Here is a 15,662-nt window from a genome sequence, read left to right as displayed (position 1 = left end):
AGAATAAGTGTCAGGGGCGCGCTACTCGTAGAGGAGCTGTTCGAGCTGCGTACCCCGCCGGGACACGTCGAAGTACGGCTCCACGCCGTCGGTCGCGGCAAGGCGGTCGATGAGGAGGAGAACGTCCACGCCCCGGCGCTCCGCCGCGTCCGCGAGCGCCGATACCTCCGCGCGGTAGAGCGCGAGCGAGTCCACGAGCGCGAACACGCACGCGACTACCGCGCCCGCCTCGCCGTCGGGAAACCCAGGAATCGACTCCGAGAACGCGGGATACGCCGATGGCGGGTCGTCCACGGGTTCGACCGCGAGACAGTGCGTGCAGAGCGCCGCACCCGGCCGGTCGTCCGGCAGGTGCTCGCCCGCCGCGTCGGGCACCGGAAAGGAGAGCTGGTCGCCGTCACAGAGAGCACACGGCATACGTCGAAAACGCGGTGAGAACGGATGTAGGTGGCGTTGCGCGGGCTACGTCTCGGCCTCGCGCGCCTGCTTCGCCTCTTCTTCCTTCTTGTTCTTCACTTTCTTCATGCGGAACGTCTCCTCGCGCTCCTGCTCTTCGAGCTTCTGCTCGATGTAATCCTGGTTCTCCCGGAGTTCCGGCAGGATGTTGAATTCGAGGGCGTTCACGCGGCGCTTCGTCTGCTCGATCTCTTCGAGCATCTTCTTCATCGCCGTCTCCACCTCGGCCGCGAGGATGATGGATTCGAGGAGTTCCTCGTAGGCGTCCGCGGCCTCGTCGATGCGCGCGGACGTGCCGATGACGCCGTACCCGCGCTCGTCGAGGTTCTTCTTCACCTTCGAGGACTCGATCTGGGGGACGACGACGCCCATGATGTTCTTCGACTCCACGCTGAGCTCCGGCTCCTCCTTCAAGGCGGCCGCAGCCCCGCGAACGGCGACGTCGCCCTCCATCGCGCGCGCCATGTTGATCTTCTTCTGCGCGTCCTCGTAGTCGTCTTCGAGGTCGGAGCGCACGTCCTGCGCGGTGTCGAGGATGTCCATGAACTCCATGATGAGGCCGTCACGCTTCTGTTCGAGCGTGTCGTGCCCGCTCTCGGAGAACTCGATGCGCTCCTCGATCTCCATCAGGTTCTTGCGCGTGGGTTTGACGTCTCCTGCCATCGTTCTAGTCCGCGCTGACGGGTGAGTCGTCGGACTCCTCGGAGTCCGTCTCGACCTCCACGTCCTCCGTGTAGTACTGCTCGATGTGCTCCTCGTCGAGGCGGTTGAGCTCCTCCTTCGGGAGCATCGACAGCACGTCCCAGCCGATGCTGAGCGTCTGCTCGATGCTGCGGTCGGTGTCGAAGCCCTGGTCGACGAACTCGGACTCGAACGCGTCCGCGAAGTCGAGATACTTGTTGTCGCGCTCGCTGAGCGCTTCCCGCCCGACGATGTTCACGAGGTCGCGGAGGTCTTTCCCCTCCGCGTACGCGGCGAACAGCTGGTCGGCCACGTCGCCGTGGTCGGCGCGGGTGAGACCCTCGCCGATACCGTCGTCCATCAGCCGGCTGAGGCTGGGGGAGACGTCCACGGGCGGCGTGACGCCCTGACTGTTCAGGTCGCGATCCATCATGATCTGGCCCTCCGTGATGTAGCCCGTGAGGTCGGGAATCGGGTGCGTCTCGTCGTCACCCGGCATCGTCAGGATGGGGAGCTGCGTCACCGTGCCCTCCCGGCCCTTGATGCGGCCCGCGCGCTCGTAGAGCTGCGCGAGGTCGGTGTACATGTACCCGGGGTAGCCACGGCGGCCCGGGACTTCCTCGCGCGCCGCGCCGATTTCGCGCAGCGCCTCACAGTAGTTCGTCATATCCGTGAGGATGACGAGAACGTGGTAGTCCTTGTCGAACGCGAGGTACTCGGCGGTGGTGAGCGCGAGCCGCGGCGTAATCGTCCGCTCCACGGCCGGGTCGTCGGCGAGGTTCGTGAACACCACGGACCGTTCGAGCGCGCCGGTGCGCTCGAAGTCGTCCATGAACTCGTTCGCCTCCTCCTGCGTGATACCCATCGCGCCGAACACGACCGCGAACTCCGTGTCGTCGTCCTCGTCGCCCTCCTCCGGCACCTCGGCCTGACGCGCGATCTGGAGCGCGAGGTCGTTGTGCGGGAGGCCGGACGCGCTGAAGATGGGGAGTTTCTGGCCGCGCACGAGCGTGTTCATCCCGTCGATGGACGAGACGCCCGTCTGGATGAAGTCCTCGGGGTACTCGCGGGCGTGCGGGTTGATAGCGGAGCCGATGATGTCGCGGCGCTCGTCCGGCACGATGTCGGGACCGCCGTCGATTGGGTTCCCGGAGCCGTCGAGCACGCGACCGAGGAGGTCCTCGGTCACGGGCATCTTCATCGTCTCGCCGAGGAACCGCACCGAGGCGTCCTGACCGATACCTTCCGTGCCCTCGAACACCTGAATCGCGACGAGTCCGTCGCTGGATTCGAGGACCTGACCGCGCTTGGTCTCGCCGCTCGGGGTTTCGATCTCGACGATCTCGTCGTACCCGATCGGTTCGTCGGTCTCGACGTAGACCAGCGGGCCGCTGACTTCGGTGATGGTCTGGTACTCTTTCATTAGTACTTCTCCCGGAGCTGTTCGGTGAGCTGTTCTTTGATCTCCTCGACCTCCGCCTCGGTCTCGTCGTCCGGCGTCGTGCCGAGCCGGTTCAGACGGGGCGCGGCGTCGACGTCCGTGATTTCCTCCACGGGGACGCCCGCTTCGAGCGCGCGGAACGCCTCCTCGCTGTAGTGGTGGATGGCGGTGAGGATGAGGTAGGTCTTCTCGGGCGGACAGTACGTGTCCACGTCGTGGAGCGCGTTCTGCTGGAGGAACGCCTCCCGGATGTAGCGCGCCACGTCGAGCGTGAGGCGCTGGTCGTCCGGGAGCGCGTCCTCGCCGACGAGCTGCACGATCTCCTGGAGGTCGGCTTCCTCGTCGAGCACGTCCACTGCCCACTGGCGCTCGTCCGGCCAGTCCTCGGCGACGTTCTCACGCCACCAGTCGTCGAGCTGATCCTTGTAGAGCGAGTAGGACTCGTTCCAGTTAATCGAGGGGAAGTGCCGGCGTTCCGCGAGGTCGGAGTCGAGCGCCCAGAACGTCTTCACGATGCGGAGCGTGTTCTGGGTGACCGGCTCGGAGAAATCGCCGCCCGGCGGGCTGACCGCGCCCACGACCGAGACGGAGCCCTCGCTGCCGTTGAGGTTCTCGAACAGGCCCGCGCGCTCGTAGAACTGCGCGAGACGGCTCGCGAGGTAGGCGGGGTAGCCCTCTTCGCCCGGCATCTCTTCGAGCCGGCTGCTGATTTCGCGCATCGCCTCCGCCCACCGGCTGGTGGAGTCGGCCATCAGCGCGACGTCGTACCCCATGTCGCGGTAGTGCTCCGCGATGGTGACGCCCGTGTAGATGCAGGACTCGCGTGCGGCGACCGGCATGTTCGAGGTGTTCGCGATGAGGCACGTGCGCGCCATCAGCGCGTTCCCCGACTTGGGGTCTTCGAGCTCGGGGAAGTCCTCGATGACTTCCGTCATCTCGTTTCCGCGCTCGCCGCACCCGATGTAGACGACGATGTCCGCGTCAGACCACTTCGCGAGCTGTTGCTGAGTGACGGTCTTCCCGGATCCGAACGGCCCCGGAATCGCCGCCGTCCCACCCTTCGCGAGCGGGAACAGGCCGTCCTGGACGCGCTGACCCGTGACGAGCGGCGTCTCGGGCGTGTGCTTGTCCACCGTGGGTCGGGCTTCGCGAACCGGCCACTCCTGGTGCATCGTCACCGTCTCGCCCGAGTCGAGTTCGACCACGGGGTCTGTGACGGTGTACTCGCCCTCGCTCACGCTCGTGACCTCGCCACCCTCGTGGCGGGGCGGGACGAGAACCTTGTGTTCGATGCTCTCGGTTTCGTCGACCGTACCGACGACGTCGCCAGGTTCGACGACGTCGCCCTCGGAGACGGTGGGCGTGAACTCCCACTCCTTCTCCATGTCGATACCCGGTGCGTCGACACCACGGTCGAGGAAGGCACCCATCTCGTCTTCGAGCACGTCGAGCGGGCGCTGGACGCCGTCGTAGATGGAGTCCAGCATGCCCGGCCCGAGGTCCACGGTCAGCGGGTCGCCCGTGTTCTCGACGGGTTCGCCGGGTGCGACCGCGGACGTCTCCTCGTAGACCTGGATGGTCGTCACGCCGCCTTCGATTTCGATGACCTCACCCATCAGCCCCTCTTCACCGACGTACACGACGTCGTTCATCTGGGCGTCGAGGTCCGTGGCGGTCACGACGGGACCGCTCACGCTCTCGATTTCGCCGGAATCAGTGATTGTTTCTGCCTGACTCATTCGTTCTCACCGTCTTCTTCCGCCATCAGGTCGATACCGATGGCGCGCTTGATTTGTTCGCGGAGGCCGCTCCCGCCCGCCTCGCCGCTCCCGATGGTGACGACCGTCGGTTCGACGCTCGTCTCCACGTTCTGGCGGGTCTGCCGGGAGAGGTAGTCGAGGTCGTCCGCGTGCATCACGACGATACCGACATCGTCGTTCGCGAGCACGCCTTCGACGGCCTCGTCGAGCTCCTCGGGTTTCTCGTCGTCGGGGACGTTCTCGAACGTCTGTACGCCAGCCAGTCGGAAACCCGTGGTGAATTCGGCGCTCCCGACGACGGCTATTTCCTGACTCATAGGATGACGAGTTCCTCCTCGATCTCTTCTTCCGTGAGACCGACCTCACGGCCGCGCGCGATGGCGCGGACGTTGTCCACTTCGCGCTCCTTCGCAAGCACGTACCCGAGCACGGGACACACGGACAGCGGGAACACGTGCGAGAGGTGTTTCGAGTAGGAGAGGAGCGCGGCGTCGAGCGCGTGCTCGAACGCGATGAGACTGCCCGCTTCGTCCAGTTCGTCCAGTTCGTCCGCCAACTCGTTCCCGTAGTGGCTGTCCCGCAGTCGGGCGACGAGCTCGTTCCAGTTGTCCGCGAGCGCGTCGAGTTCGGACGGCTCGAACAGCCGACCGCCCTCGATGTAGTACTCGGCGGGGTCGAGGTTCGCGCCGCTTCGCGCGAGGCGAACCGCGTTCCGGACGTTCCGGAAGTCGATGTCGGCCTGCAGGAACTTCACGAACTCGCGGGTGCCCGCGGACGTGCCCTGCACTTGCTTCAGGAGGCGGTCGTAGAACGCGAGGTCGACCGCGTTCTCCAGCGGCACGAGCGAGTTCGTCTCCTCGTACTCGCCGTACGCGTCGTCGAGCGCGTCCCCGAACAGCGTCTCGGAGAGCGCGTCGACGACCGTCCGAACCTCGTCCGCCTCGGCGAGCACCGACAGCGTGTCGTCGTCGAGCTCGCCCGCTCGGATGAAGTCCTGCTCGATCTCCGCCGGATCGGTGTCCGCGTAGACGCCGCGAAGCGCCGTCTTGACGTTCCACGCGTCGAACTTCCGGAAGTAGCGGACGAGGAGGTCGCGGAGCGTCCCCTGCGACCACTGGAGGAGGTCGTCGAAGTGCTTCGCGAGGTTTCGGTTCAGCGCGTACTCGACGAGGTCGACGCCCGAGAACCGCGAGCCGAGGTCGTTCACTTCCGCCTCGTACTCGGACTCCTCCAGGAACCGAGCGATTTCGCTCGTCCCCATCCGCATCAGCGTCCGGTAGTCGTCCTCGTCGAAGAGGACGGCACGCCGCGACTTCACGCGGGCGTTGACGTACGCGTAGTTCGATGCGTCGCGGCTGATGACGTTCATTGTTCGTCGAAGAGCCGGTTACTGATCTGTTTGAGGTCGTCCTCCCAGACGTCGTCGAGCACCGAGTCGAACGTGTTCTTCACGCGCACTCGCGAGGACTCGCTCTCGACGACGACGCCGCCGAGGCAGTCGTACTCGCCGGCGAGCGAGACGTGCGTGTAATCGTCCAGGATGTCCGAGAGGAGTTCCTCGTCGCCGGACGCGTAGTGGACGGCGAGCTGCTCGTCCTCGTCGAACGAGTCGAGCGCGTCGTCGAGCAGAGCGCGCGTGAGTTCCTCGCGCTCGTCGCCGTCGAGGCCCGCGATTCGGTTCTCGACTTCCTCGCGGACGGATTCGAGGGCGTCGCGGCGCGCGCTCATTCGCTCGTGTTTCGCGTCGAGCTTCGCGCTGGAGAGCGCCTGTTCGCGCTCGCGTTCGATTTCGCGCTCGACCTCCGCCTCGGCCTCCTCACGGATGTCGTCGGCCTCGGACTCGGCGGCCGACACGATGTCGTCGGCGCGTTCCTCGCCCTCCTGGCGGATTTCGTCGGCCCGTTCCCGGGCGTCCTCGCGGATCTCTTCGACTACCGTGTCCAGACTCATCTTAGATGATGAAGATGACGACGATCGCGAGGATGACGAGAGTCTCGGGGAGAACCGTGAACAGGATCGCGTTCCCGAAGAACTCCTCGTCCTCGGCGAGAGCGCCGACGGCCGCGGCACCGATTCCGCCTTCCGCGACACCGGCACCGAGCGCGGCGACACCGACGCCGAGCGCGGCGCCGGCGGTGGCGATGTTTCCGGTGAGTTCAGCGGGGGCGAGAGCGGCGTTGTTCAGGAGCGGTGCGATAGCGTTGACGAACGCGATAACGAATTCAAACATGACTAATTAGTCTTGGGTCGTGTAGGATCGGTCGTAGCCGAACGGTTCGTATTTCGTCCCACCACCTTCATAAAACTTCCCAAAGAACTCGACGTATTCCAGGCGAACGGCCTGTAGGCCGGCGCTCGTGACGCCGAGGGCAAGCACTAAGAGGTGACCGAGGACGAAGATGAGGATGCCGCCGAGCACGGCCGTGATCGGGCCGTGCACGAGGCCGCCGAACATCAGTTCGGCCTCGGGGTAGTGTGTCTGTACGTAACTCCAGTCGTGTTCGAGCATGAAGTGGAACTCCCCGCTCTCGGGGTCGTTGGGTTGCGTCTCGTACGCGCCGAAGAAGAGGAGGTTGACGACGAACGCCATTCCTCCCTTCGCGAGCATCACGGCGGCGAGCCGCGTGTACGAGAGGACGTGCGTGAGCGAGTTCAGCGCGCCCTCGATGCCGCCGACCGCGCCCTCGGCGTAGATGAGGAGCGCGTACCCGACGAGACCGACCGCGAGCGCCGCCCAGCCCACCGTCGCGCCGAATCCGGTGAAGCCGAGCGGCTGACCGGAGAGCGCGGTGAACAGGAGGTCGGGTTTCGCGCCGCCGAGCGCGTGGCTGAAGATCCACACCCAGAGCCCGACCATCAGAATCGCCCACGACGCACCCTCGGTGAGCGCGTCCCAGACGCCGTGACGCATCCGCTTGTACGTGTCGATGGCGTACCCGAGCGTGAGGTGGCCGAGCGCCACCAGCACGGAGACGACGAGCCAGAGGCGCGCCCAGTCCGCGTTCCCGGGCTTCAGGCCCTTGTGGAGCGGCGGGCTGCCGTTCCAGAGGTACTCGCCGATGAGGTGGAAGCCGAATATCTCGCCGTACAGGAACCCGAACACGATTGTCGCGAGTCCGGAGAGGACGGCGACGCCGCCGAGCGCGGCGAGCGCGTCCGAGTCGAGGGTGGTGTACATCCACCAGCCGACCGCGGCGTAGATGACGCCGTACCCGACGTCCCCGATCATGAACCCGTAGAACGCCGGGAACGTGAGGAACAGGATGATCGTCGGGTCGAGGTCGTAGTAGTTCGGGCGGTTGATGACGCGGACGAGCATCTCGAACGGCTTCACCGGCCCGGGGTTGTCCTGCACGACCGGCGGCTGTTCCGCGGTGCCGCCGTCGGGCGCGGCTCCCTGCTCGCCGTGGCCGATTTCGTGCTCGGGCGGTTCGTACTCGGCGCGTTCGAGTTCCTCAACGTCCACGCCGTCGCCGCCGGCGTCCTGCACCGCGGACGCGAACTCGGCGTACTCGCTGGTCGGAACCCAGCCCTCCGCGACGAACGCGTGTTCCGTGGTCGCGAAGTTGAGCGGGGCTTCGGCCTTCTGCACTTCGATGTTGAGCTTCTCCTCGGCGGCGAGGAGGAAGCCAGCGTGTTCGAGTCGGAGTCCTTCGAGTTCGTTCTCGACGGTCGCGAGTTCCGATTCGAGCTTCTGGCGCTTGTGTTCGAGCGAGTCGAGGTAGTCGTCGGGACTGCCGTTACCCGACGGAATCTCGTGTTCGACGAACTCCACGCCGACCAGCGCGTCCTCCAGGACATCCGTCGCGTCGCCGCTCGGGTACGCGAAGACGGCGACGACGCCGTCCTCGCTGAACGTCTCGAACGACCGCACGTCGCCCTCGTCGGCGAGCGCGTGCTCGATTTCGTCCGTGTCGCCCTCGCCGACCGCGACCTCCACGGTGTCGTACCCCTGGAGGAGGTCGAGGTCGATGCCGAGCGTGACGAACGGTTCGACCGCGGCGACGCGGTCTTCGAGTTCGCTCAGTCGGTCTTCGACCTCGGTGCGGCGCTCGTCGAGTTCGTTGACCTCGTCGCGGATGTCCGCGAACTCGTTTTCGAGCGCGTCGTCCGTGACGATGCGGGTGGGGCCGGCGTCCTCCTCCTCGACGCCGAGGATGGAGAGGAGCGACCGAACCGTCACCAGTTTGTCCGAGGCGTCGTCCGCGCCGTCGAGCGGGTTTCCGGCGTCGAACCCCTCGACGCCGACGTCGCCGCTGGAGTCGCTGAAGTGGAGGACGTTCTGGTCGTGCGCCGCCTCGATGACGTCCTGCACGACTCGGTTGGTGCCCACGACGGACACCTTGCTCATTCGCTCAGGTCTGAGCATGCACCGCCTCCGTGAACCGGTCGAGGGCGAACGTCACCGCGTCATCCTCGTTCTCGGCGGCCGTCGCGAGCAACGCCTCGCGCTCCGCCTCGCCCTCTTCGAGGATGCGTTCTTTCTCTTTCTGTATCTCCTCGCGGGCTTCGGAGAGGCGTTCTTCCTTGAGTTCGGCCGCCTCCTCCTCGGCCTCCTGACGGATGTCCTCCGCAGTCTCGCGGGCCTCGGAGATGCGCTGTTCGCGCGCCTCCTTCGCCTCCGCGATGATGTCGTCGGCGTCGGACTCCGCCTCCTTTAGTCGTGTGAGAACCTCTGGCCTCGCCATGGGCTAACGGGCGAAATATTGAGCGAGCGCGTATAAGGTAGTTGCGAAAGAACCGAGCGAACTATGGCGCGTCCGGCCGAACGCCGACGTAATGGGAGTCCTCGAAGACAAAGGCCGGGCGCGCGTCTTCTACAAGTACCTCTCGAAGGTGTACGACGAGGTGAACGCGTTCATCTGGACCGAGGAGATGCGGGACGAGACCCTGGAGTGGTTCGACCTCGGTTCCGACGACTCCGTGCTCGACGTGGGGTGTGGCACCGGGTTCGGCACCGAGGGACTCCTCCGGTACACGGACGACGTGACGGGCCTCGACCAGTCCGAACACCAGCTAGAGAAGGCCATCGCGAAACTCGGCACCGACGACGTGGACTTCACGCGCGGGGACGCCGAACGCCTGCCGTTCGCGACGAACTCCTTCGATGCCATCTGGTCGTCCGGCTCCATCGAGTACTGGCCGAACCCCCACCTCGCGCTCCGCGAGTTCCGACGGGTCGTCCGCCCCGGCGGGAAAGTGCTCGTCGTCGGCCCGGACTACCCGGACTCCACGGTCATGCAGAAGGTCGCGGACGCCATCATGCTGTTCTACGACGAGGCCGAGGCCGACCGGATGTTCCGGGACGCCGGGTTCGTGGACGTCGAGCACCGCGTCCTGCAGGCGGAACCGAACCGGCCGCGAGCCATCGTGTCGTTCGGCCGCGTTCCCGACGACGGCTGACGCGACCGCGACCACGCCACGGCTCGTTCTCACCGTCACTTCCACGTCGTCGCCGACGGCCAGCACCGGCGCGTTCGTCCCCGCAATGCGGAACGACGCGCGTTCTCCCGCCGACCACGCGGGGTCGGACGCGCTGTTGAACGGCCCCGTGGGGCCGCTCCGGAACCCGCGCGCCGAGAAGAACGGCACCGGCGGCTGGTGGGCGAGCGCCCGGTCGTTCACGCGCACGGCGAGCGTGAGGTCGCTGGCGTCGAGCGACCCCGAGACGAGGAGGAACGTGAGCGTGCCGTCCGCGTTCGCGTCGAGCGAGACGACCGCCGGGTCTGCGGGCGTCACCGACACCGCGAGTCCGGCGACGGTCGCGGCGAGGAGGACGGTGAGCAGGGCGAACAGCGCGACGCCGACGACGGGCGCGAGCGCACGACTGGACACGCCACCGGCTGGCGGCGGCTTCCTACTTCAAGTCGCGGTCGCGTTCACGCGCAGCTCCTCGCCGGCCACGGTCGTCGTCACCGCGAACTCGCCGCGGGGCGCGAGCGTCCACAGCACGCCGTCCTCGACGCCCGTCGTGCCGACGCGCTCACCGTCGATGGTTATCGGCACGCTCACCGCGGAGCCGTCGTGCGTGACGCTCACGCGGAGCGGCCCGCCGGGATAAGACCGGTTCACCGCGAGCGTGTAGTTCCCGCTTGCGTTCGTCCACCCGGGGTCGGTCGCGACGACGGAGAGCGCGGTTTCCCGGGTCTCGTGGTAGGGCTGGCCACTACTCGCGTCCATGTAGGAGAGAATTGTACCGTGTAAGTGCGTGATGCGGGCACGGTACGCGTAGCCGCCGAACTGATACCGGCCGGAGCTAACGAAGCCGTCACCACCGCGCGCCCACGGGTAGAGGGCGTCGAGGATGCTGTCGAGCTCGGAAGAGCTGACTTCTCGCGCGCCGTTCTCGTCGAGGAGGTCGGTGCGGTAGACGGTGCGCTGGTAGAGGCCGTCCGCGATGGTGGAGAGCGCGAACCCGCTGGGGGCGGCGAGGACGGAGAGCCGGTCGCCGAGGCCGCCGCGGACGGCGCGCGCCGCGCTCGCGCCGGGGTCGGTGACGAGCGGCGTCACTTCGGCCTGGAGGGCGAACAGGGTGGAGCGGAGGTCGGAGCCGCGGTCGGCGTAGGAGAGGAGGGAGTTCGGCGCGGGGTCGTTGCGCGGGCCGATGTAGGAGAGGAGGGCGTCGGCGCGGGTCTGGAGTTCGCCGAGCGTGGTGGCGTACCGTTCGGCGGTGCTGTCGCCGTCGAGGTAGGCCTGTCGGGCGGCGCGTTCGCGTTCGAGGAGCCTATCGACGGCGGCGGCGGCGTTCTCGGTGGCGTTTTCGAGGACGCGCTGGCGTTCGGCTTGCGTCCCCGCGGCGGCGAGTTTTTGCGCGAGGGATTCGCGGGAGAGCGTCCACGTGGCGGCGGCGGTGTCCATGCGGAGGGACGCCATCACGGACGCGTCGGGCGTGGTGAAGTTCGAGCGCTGGGCGTCGGGGAGGGCGAGGACGCGACTCGTGTTCTCGGAGAGGCCGACGACCGTCGCGGCGGTCTGCGCGTCCGCGGTGGACGACTCCGCGAGCGCGGGGTCGTCCGCGGCGGCGACGGCGAGCGGCGTCGCGAGGAGGAGGAGCGCGGCGAGCGCGAGCGAGGCCGAAACGCGGGACATACGCGGGTGGTGGAGCGCGGTCTACAAAAACCCACGCGAGACCTGTCCGAATGATGGAAAGCGTTTTGCCGTCACGACAACCACTCGGGAGTGTTCATGCGGCAGGCCGCCCTGATATTCGCCCTCGTCGCCCTCCTCGTCGCGCCTGCGGCAGTCAGCGGTGTCGCCGGCGCGCAGTCCGCGACCCCGGAACCGTCGGGGACGACCGTCGCCGTCCACCTCCAGGCGGACGGTGACGCGCGCTGGAACGTCTCCGTGCGGTACGCGCTCTCGGACGCGAACGAGACGGCGGCGTTCGAGTCGATGCTCGCGGACTACAAGAACGGGGCCGACGTCGGGCCGACGGTGGACGTGTTCGAGACCGTGGTCGCGGAGCAGTCCGAGCGCGTCGGCCGCGAGATGACGATTCGGCAGGTCGAACGAACCGGTGCCGTGCGGGAGTCGGACGGGAACACGACCGGCGTGCTCACGCTCTCCTTCACGTGGACGGACTTCGGCGTGGTGGAGAACGACAGCCTGCGCGTCGCCGACGTGTTCGACGGCGGCTGGTTCGGAAGCCTGGAGGACGGCGAGGAACTGCTCGTCTACGCGCCGGACGGCTACTCGCCGGACACGGCGGTGCCGGAGACCGGACTGGTGAACGGCGCGCTCCAGTGGGCGGGCCCGCAGTCGTTCGAGAGCGGGCCGTCGATGACGTTCACCGAGAGCGGGCCGTCCGGCGCGGGCGTCCCGTGGCTGTTCGTCGCGGGCGCGGCGGTGGTCGCGCTGGTCGTCGGCGCGGCGGTCGTCTACGTCTGGAAAGACCGAAGCATCCGGGACGCCATTCTCCCGGACCGCGAGGACGCGACCGCGTCGCAATCGAGCGATGCCGCCGCGGGGACGCCGCCGGACGACGCGCCCGGTGACGACGCGACGGACGCCGCGGGCGCGACCGACGCCGAGTCCGAGGCGGACGAGGCGGCCGCGGAGGAGCTGTTGAGCGACGAGGAGCGCGTCGAACGCCTCCTCGAAGAGCACGGCGGGCGGATGAAGCAGGCGAAAATCGTGGAGGAGACGCGGTGGTCGAACGCGAAGGTCTCCCAACTGCTCTCCTCGATGGCCGAGGAGGGCCGGGTGGAGAAGCTCCGCATCGGCCGGGAGAACCTCATCTCGCTCCCCGGAGAAAACGACGAGTCGTAGGCGAAGCGTTTCGAAAGCGTTTACGTCGATGCGACAGCAGTAATTGACGATGAAAGTTCTCGTCACCGTCAAGGAGGTGGCCGAAGTCGAGGAGGACTTCGAGATCTCGAACGGCGAGATCGAGGAGACCTACCTGGACTACGACCTCAACGAGTGGGACGACTACGCCGTCGAAGAGGGCGTCCAGCTTCAGGAGGCCGGCGACGACGTGGAAGTCGTCGCGGTCACCATCGGCCCCGAGCGCTCCGAGGAGACGATTCGGATGGCGCTCGCGAAGGGCGCAGACCGCGCCGTCCGCGTGTGGGACGACGCCCTGGAGGACGCCGACATCCTCGACGTGGAGGCGAAGGCCGACATCCTCGCCGCCGTGGTCGAGGAGGAAGACCCCGACATCGTGCTCTCCGGCGTGCAGGCGGCGGACGACGCGTTCGGCGGCACCGGCGTCGCGCTCGCCGAGGAGGTCGGGTTCGAGTGGGCGGCGGTCGTGAACGCGCTCGACACCGAGAAAGTGCTCGACGAGGGCGTCGCGTCCGTCCACCGCGAGCTCGAAGGCGGCGTCGAGGAGCTCACGGACGTGGAACTCCCGGCCGTGCTCACCATCCAGACCGGTATCAACGAACCCCGGTACGCGAGCCTGCGCGGCATCCGGCAGGCGCAGTCGAAGGAAATCGCGCCGAAGTCGTTCGACGACCTCGGTCTCGACGCGAGCGTCGCGGACAGCGCGCTCGAACTCACCGACATGTACGAACCCGAAACCGAGAGCGACGCCCAGTACCTCGAAGGCGACGCGAGCGAGCAGGCCGCACAGCTCGCTGACGTGCTCCGCGAGAAGGGGGTGGTGGACGGATGAGTGACGTTCTCGCCGTCGCCGAGCACCGCCGCGGCGAACTCCGCGACGTGTCCTTCGAACTCGTGACCGCGGGCCGCGAGCTCGCGGACGCCACGGGCGGCGACCTCCACGTCGCCGTCGTCGGCGGCGACACCGACTCGTTCGCGGACGCGCTGAACCGCGAGGGCGTCGATCAACTCCACGCCGTCGAGTACGGCGAGGAGTTCAACCACGACGTGTACGTGCAGGCCACCGAAGCCCTGTTCGGCGACCTCGACCCCGAGTTCCTCGTGGTTCCGAACAGCGTGAACGGCCTCGACTACGCGCCCGCCATCGCGAACAAACTCGGTCTCCCCTACGTCTCCGACGCGGTCGACGTCGAGTACGACGGCAGCCTCACGGCGACCCGCGAGATGTACGGGTCGAAGGTCGAGACGACCATCGAGGTCGCGGAGGGCCCGTACGCCGTCTCCATCCGGGGCGGCGAGTGGCCGGCCGCCGAAGGCGTCGGCGACGCCGACGTTTCGGCGTTCGACGTTGACTTCGACGAGGACGCCATCCGCTCCACCGTCACCGGCTTCGAGGAGGTCGGCGCGGGCGACGTGGACATCAGCGAGGCCGAGTTCCTCGTCTCCATCGGCCGCGGTATCGAGGAGGAGGAGAACCTCCCGCTCATCGAAGCGCTCGTCGAGGCGACGGACGCGACGCTCTCGTCCAGCCGCCCCATCGTGGACAACGGCTGGCTCCCGAAGAACCGCCAGGTCGGCCAGTCCGGCAAGCAGGTGACCCCCGACGTCTACCTCGCCATCGGTATCTCCGGCGCGGTCCAGCACGTCGCCGGGATGAAGGGCGCGGAGACCATCATCGCCGTGAACACCGACCCCGACGCCCCCATCTTCGACATCGCGGACTACGGCGTCGTCGGCGACCTCTTCGACGTCGTCCCCGCCCTCATCGAGGAGTTCGGCGGCGACGCACCCGACGTATAGAGCGGTCTCCCCGATTTTTGCGGTGTCGTGGTTCCTGCGTAGCGTGGCGTGGTTTTGTGGTGGCTAAGTGCTGGTGGATACTTCGTCGGCGAAGAGGCTGCGGAAGCGGGCGTGGACGGTGTCGCTGAGGGCGGGTCGGTAGAACTCGTAGGCGCCGCGGAGGTCGCGTTCGCTGGCGGCGCGGGTGAGGAAGTCGAGGAAGCGGTAGAGGCGGTCTGGGGTGACGTACATGAGTGCGGCGGAGAGGCCGCGGACGTACAGCCAGTCGCCGGCGTCGAGGTCATCGAGGGCGGTGGCGAGGCGGATGCCGAGGCCGGTGAGGTCGCTGGGGGCGACGCGGTCGGTGACGGTGAGGGGGCCGGTGTAGTCGATGCTGGTGCTGGAGACGGGGACGACGGTGACGGTACTGGGGTCGATGCCGTGGTCGCGGAGGCGGCGTTCGAGCCGGTTCGGGGTGTCGCGGTAGGTGGCGACGAGGAGGCGGTCGGCGTCCGTCGGGAGGGGGGCGATGTCGGCGGCGTGGTTGGTCTGGGAGACGAGGAGTTGCGTGCCGGGTGCGACGCCGGCGAAAGGGTCGTCACTCATCGCGGCCCTCGTCGAGTGCGGCGAAGGGGTCGTCGCGGTCGGTGACGATGAGGTCGCGGACGAGGTACCACGCGCCGACGGCGAACGCGAGCGCGGCGAACCCGTGAACGAGGTAGGACGCGGCGACGAGGAGGTCGGTTCCGACGCCCGCCCAGAAGTGGAGGGTTTGGAGAACCGCGGACGCGGTGAAGAGGAGGACGCCGTAGCCGATGGCTTCGACGCCGTCGCGGTAGTGGAGGGCGTCCCGGTAGCGGGTGCTGACGTAGATGCCGACGAGGCTCGCCGTGACGAAGACGACGAGGGAGACGCCGATGAGGGCGCGGGCGAGGGCGTCGAGCGCGCTCATCGGACGACCACCCGGCCGGTGCCGATGCGGTAGTACTGGACGGCGGCGTACGCGACGGCGAGGGAGGCGGTGAACCACGCGAGCGCGCTGAACAGGAGGGTGTCGAGGAACTGGACGCCGAACGTCCACGCGAGGAGGGTGCCGGAGAAGACGGTGACGGCGGCGACGACGCTCCCCCAGGGGGTGCCGCGGTACTCGCGGTAGGCGAGCAACGAAAACGCGGTGCTGAGCGTGTAACAGACGAGTTCGAAGTGAACGATTCCCTCCCCGAGTACCTCCACGAGCCCGGCCATACGTCGAGAGACGG

General features: G+C 67.5%; 18 protein-coding genes. 4 read left to right on the top strand and 14 right to left on the bottom strand.

Annotated elements, in window-relative coordinates; genetic code table 11:
* Window positions 1–21: 21 nt before the first annotated feature.
* The 10 genes from LI334_RS01600 to ahaH are packed head-to-tail and all read right to left on the bottom strand — an operon-like array spanning window position 22 to window position 9,026.
* Window positions 22–417 carry a DUF6276 family protein gene (locus LI334_RS01600; protein ID WP_227261423.1) on the bottom strand — a complete coding sequence of 132 codons (396 nt, stop codon included), beginning with the start codon at window positions 415–417 and terminating at the stop codon, window positions 22–24.
* Window positions 418–462: 45 nt separating this feature from the next.
* The gene (locus LI334_RS01595) at window positions 463–1,119 is read right to left on the bottom strand and encodes a V-type ATP synthase subunit D (protein ID WP_227261422.1); all 657 of its coding nucleotides are present in this window, start codon (window positions 1,117–1,119) and stop codon (window positions 463–465) included.
* Between the two features lie 4 nt (window positions 1,120–1,123).
* A complete protein-coding gene (locus LI334_RS01590; RefSeq protein WP_227261421.1) occupies window positions 1,124–2,560 on the bottom strand; it encodes an ATP synthase subunit B in 1,437 nt (478 codons plus the stop codon).
* Window positions 2,560–4,317, bottom strand: a complete 1,758-nt coding sequence (locus tag LI334_RS01585) for an ATP synthase subunit A (protein WP_227261420.1) — start codon at window positions 4,315–4,317, stop codon at window positions 2,560–2,562. The genes LI334_RS01590 and LI334_RS01585 overlap by 1 nt, the downstream gene beginning before the upstream one ends.
* Entirely contained in the window at window positions 4,314–4,655 is a 342-nt protein-coding gene (locus LI334_RS01580) for a V-type ATP synthase subunit F (RefSeq protein WP_227261419.1), read from the bottom strand. The genes LI334_RS01585 and LI334_RS01580 overlap by 4 nt, the downstream gene beginning before the upstream one ends.
* Window positions 4,652–5,707 (bottom strand): V-type ATP synthase subunit C, encoded by a 1,056-nt coding sequence (locus LI334_RS01575; RefSeq protein ID WP_227261418.1) that lies wholly within the window; start codon window positions 5,705–5,707, stop codon window positions 4,652–4,654. The genes LI334_RS01580 and LI334_RS01575 overlap by 4 nt, the downstream gene beginning before the upstream one ends.
* Window positions 5,704–6,288 carry a V-type ATP synthase subunit E gene (locus LI334_RS01570; protein WP_227261417.1) on the bottom strand — a complete coding sequence of 195 codons (585 nt, stop codon included), beginning with the start codon at window positions 6,286–6,288 and terminating at the stop codon, window positions 5,704–5,706. The genes LI334_RS01575 and LI334_RS01570 overlap by 4 nt, the downstream gene beginning before the upstream one ends.
* A gap of 1 nt (window position 6,289) precedes the next feature.
* Window positions 6,290–6,568, bottom strand: a complete 279-nt coding sequence (locus LI334_RS01565; protein ID WP_227261416.1) for a F0F1 ATP synthase subunit C — start codon at window positions 6,566–6,568, stop codon at window positions 6,290–6,292.
* Between the two features lie 6 nt (window positions 6,569–6,574).
* Window positions 6,575–8,707 carry a V-type ATP synthase subunit I gene (locus LI334_RS01560; protein ID WP_227261415.1) on the bottom strand — a complete coding sequence of 711 codons (2,133 nt, stop codon included), beginning with the start codon at window positions 8,705–8,707 and terminating at the stop codon, window positions 6,575–6,577.
* Window positions 8,694–9,026, bottom strand: coding sequence for an ATP synthase archaeal subunit H (gene ahaH / locus LI334_RS01555; protein ID WP_227261414.1), 333 nt, complete (start codon window positions 9,024–9,026; stop codon window positions 8,694–8,696). Before ahaH ends, LI334_RS01560 begins: the two co-directional genes overlap by 14 nt.
* Before the next feature lie 91 nt (window positions 9,027–9,117).
* On the opposite strand from ahaH, the gene LI334_RS01550 reads away from it, so the two are divergent.
* Complete coding sequence (locus LI334_RS01550) at window positions 9,118–9,741, top strand: methyltransferase domain-containing protein (RefSeq protein WP_227261413.1); 624 nt, start codon at window positions 9,118–9,120, stop codon at window positions 9,739–9,741.
* A 459-nt stretch (window positions 9,742–10,200) separates the two neighbouring features.
* Here the strand turns inward: LI334_RS01550 and LI334_RS01545 are convergent, their stop codons facing one another.
* Window positions 10,201–11,427, bottom strand: a complete 1,227-nt coding sequence (locus tag LI334_RS01545; protein ID WP_227261412.1) for a DUF7094 domain-containing protein — start codon at window positions 11,425–11,427, stop codon at window positions 10,201–10,203.
* 96 nt (window positions 11,428–11,523) lie between these two features.
* On the opposite strand from LI334_RS01545, the gene LI334_RS01540 reads away from it, so the two are divergent.
* From LI334_RS01540 to LI334_RS01530, 3 genes are read left to right on the top strand one after another with little or no spacing between them, the layout of a single operon-like run.
* Window positions 11,524–12,606 (top strand): helix-turn-helix transcriptional regulator, encoded by a 1,083-nt coding sequence (locus LI334_RS01540; protein ID WP_227261411.1) that lies wholly within the window; start codon window positions 11,524–11,526, stop codon window positions 12,604–12,606.
* A 49-nt stretch (window positions 12,607–12,655) separates the two neighbouring features.
* Window positions 12,656–13,456: an electron transfer flavoprotein subunit beta/FixA family protein gene (locus LI334_RS01535; RefSeq protein ID WP_227261410.1), complete on the top strand. Its 801-nt coding sequence runs from the start codon at window positions 12,656–12,658 to the stop codon at window positions 13,454–13,456.
* Entirely contained in the window at window positions 13,453–14,424 is a 972-nt protein-coding gene (locus LI334_RS01530; RefSeq protein ID WP_227261409.1) for an electron transfer flavoprotein subunit alpha/FixB family protein, read from the top strand. Before LI334_RS01535 ends, LI334_RS01530 begins: the two co-directional genes overlap by 4 nt.
* A 63-nt stretch (window positions 14,425–14,487) precedes the next feature.
* Here the strand turns inward: LI334_RS01530 and LI334_RS01525 are convergent, their stop codons facing one another.
* Genes LI334_RS01525 through LI334_RS01515 form a run of 3 tightly spaced genes read right to left on the bottom strand, consistent with a single transcriptional unit; the run spans window position 14,488 to window position 15,648 of the window.
* Window positions 14,488–15,009, bottom strand: a complete 522-nt coding sequence (locus LI334_RS01525) for a DUF7504 family protein (protein ID WP_227261408.1) — start codon at window positions 15,007–15,009, stop codon at window positions 14,488–14,490.
* Complete coding sequence (locus LI334_RS01520; RefSeq protein ID WP_227261407.1) at window positions 15,002–15,355, bottom strand: hypothetical protein; 354 nt, start codon at window positions 15,353–15,355, stop codon at window positions 15,002–15,004. The genes LI334_RS01525 and LI334_RS01520 overlap by 8 nt, the downstream gene beginning before the upstream one ends.
* Window positions 15,352–15,648: a hypothetical protein gene (locus LI334_RS01515; protein WP_227261406.1), complete on the bottom strand. Its 297-nt coding sequence runs from the start codon at window positions 15,646–15,648 to the stop codon at window positions 15,352–15,354. The genes LI334_RS01520 and LI334_RS01515 overlap by 4 nt, the downstream gene beginning before the upstream one ends.
* Window positions 15,649–15,662: the final 14 nt, after the last annotated feature.

The organism is Salarchaeum japonicum (assembly GCF_020614395.1).
Taxonomy (GTDB): domain Archaea; phylum Halobacteriota; class Halobacteria; order Halobacteriales; family Halobacteriaceae; genus Salarchaeum; species Salarchaeum japonicum.
Note: the sequence above shows the minus strand (reverse complement) of the source record. Positions and strands in the feature narration are given on the sequence as shown.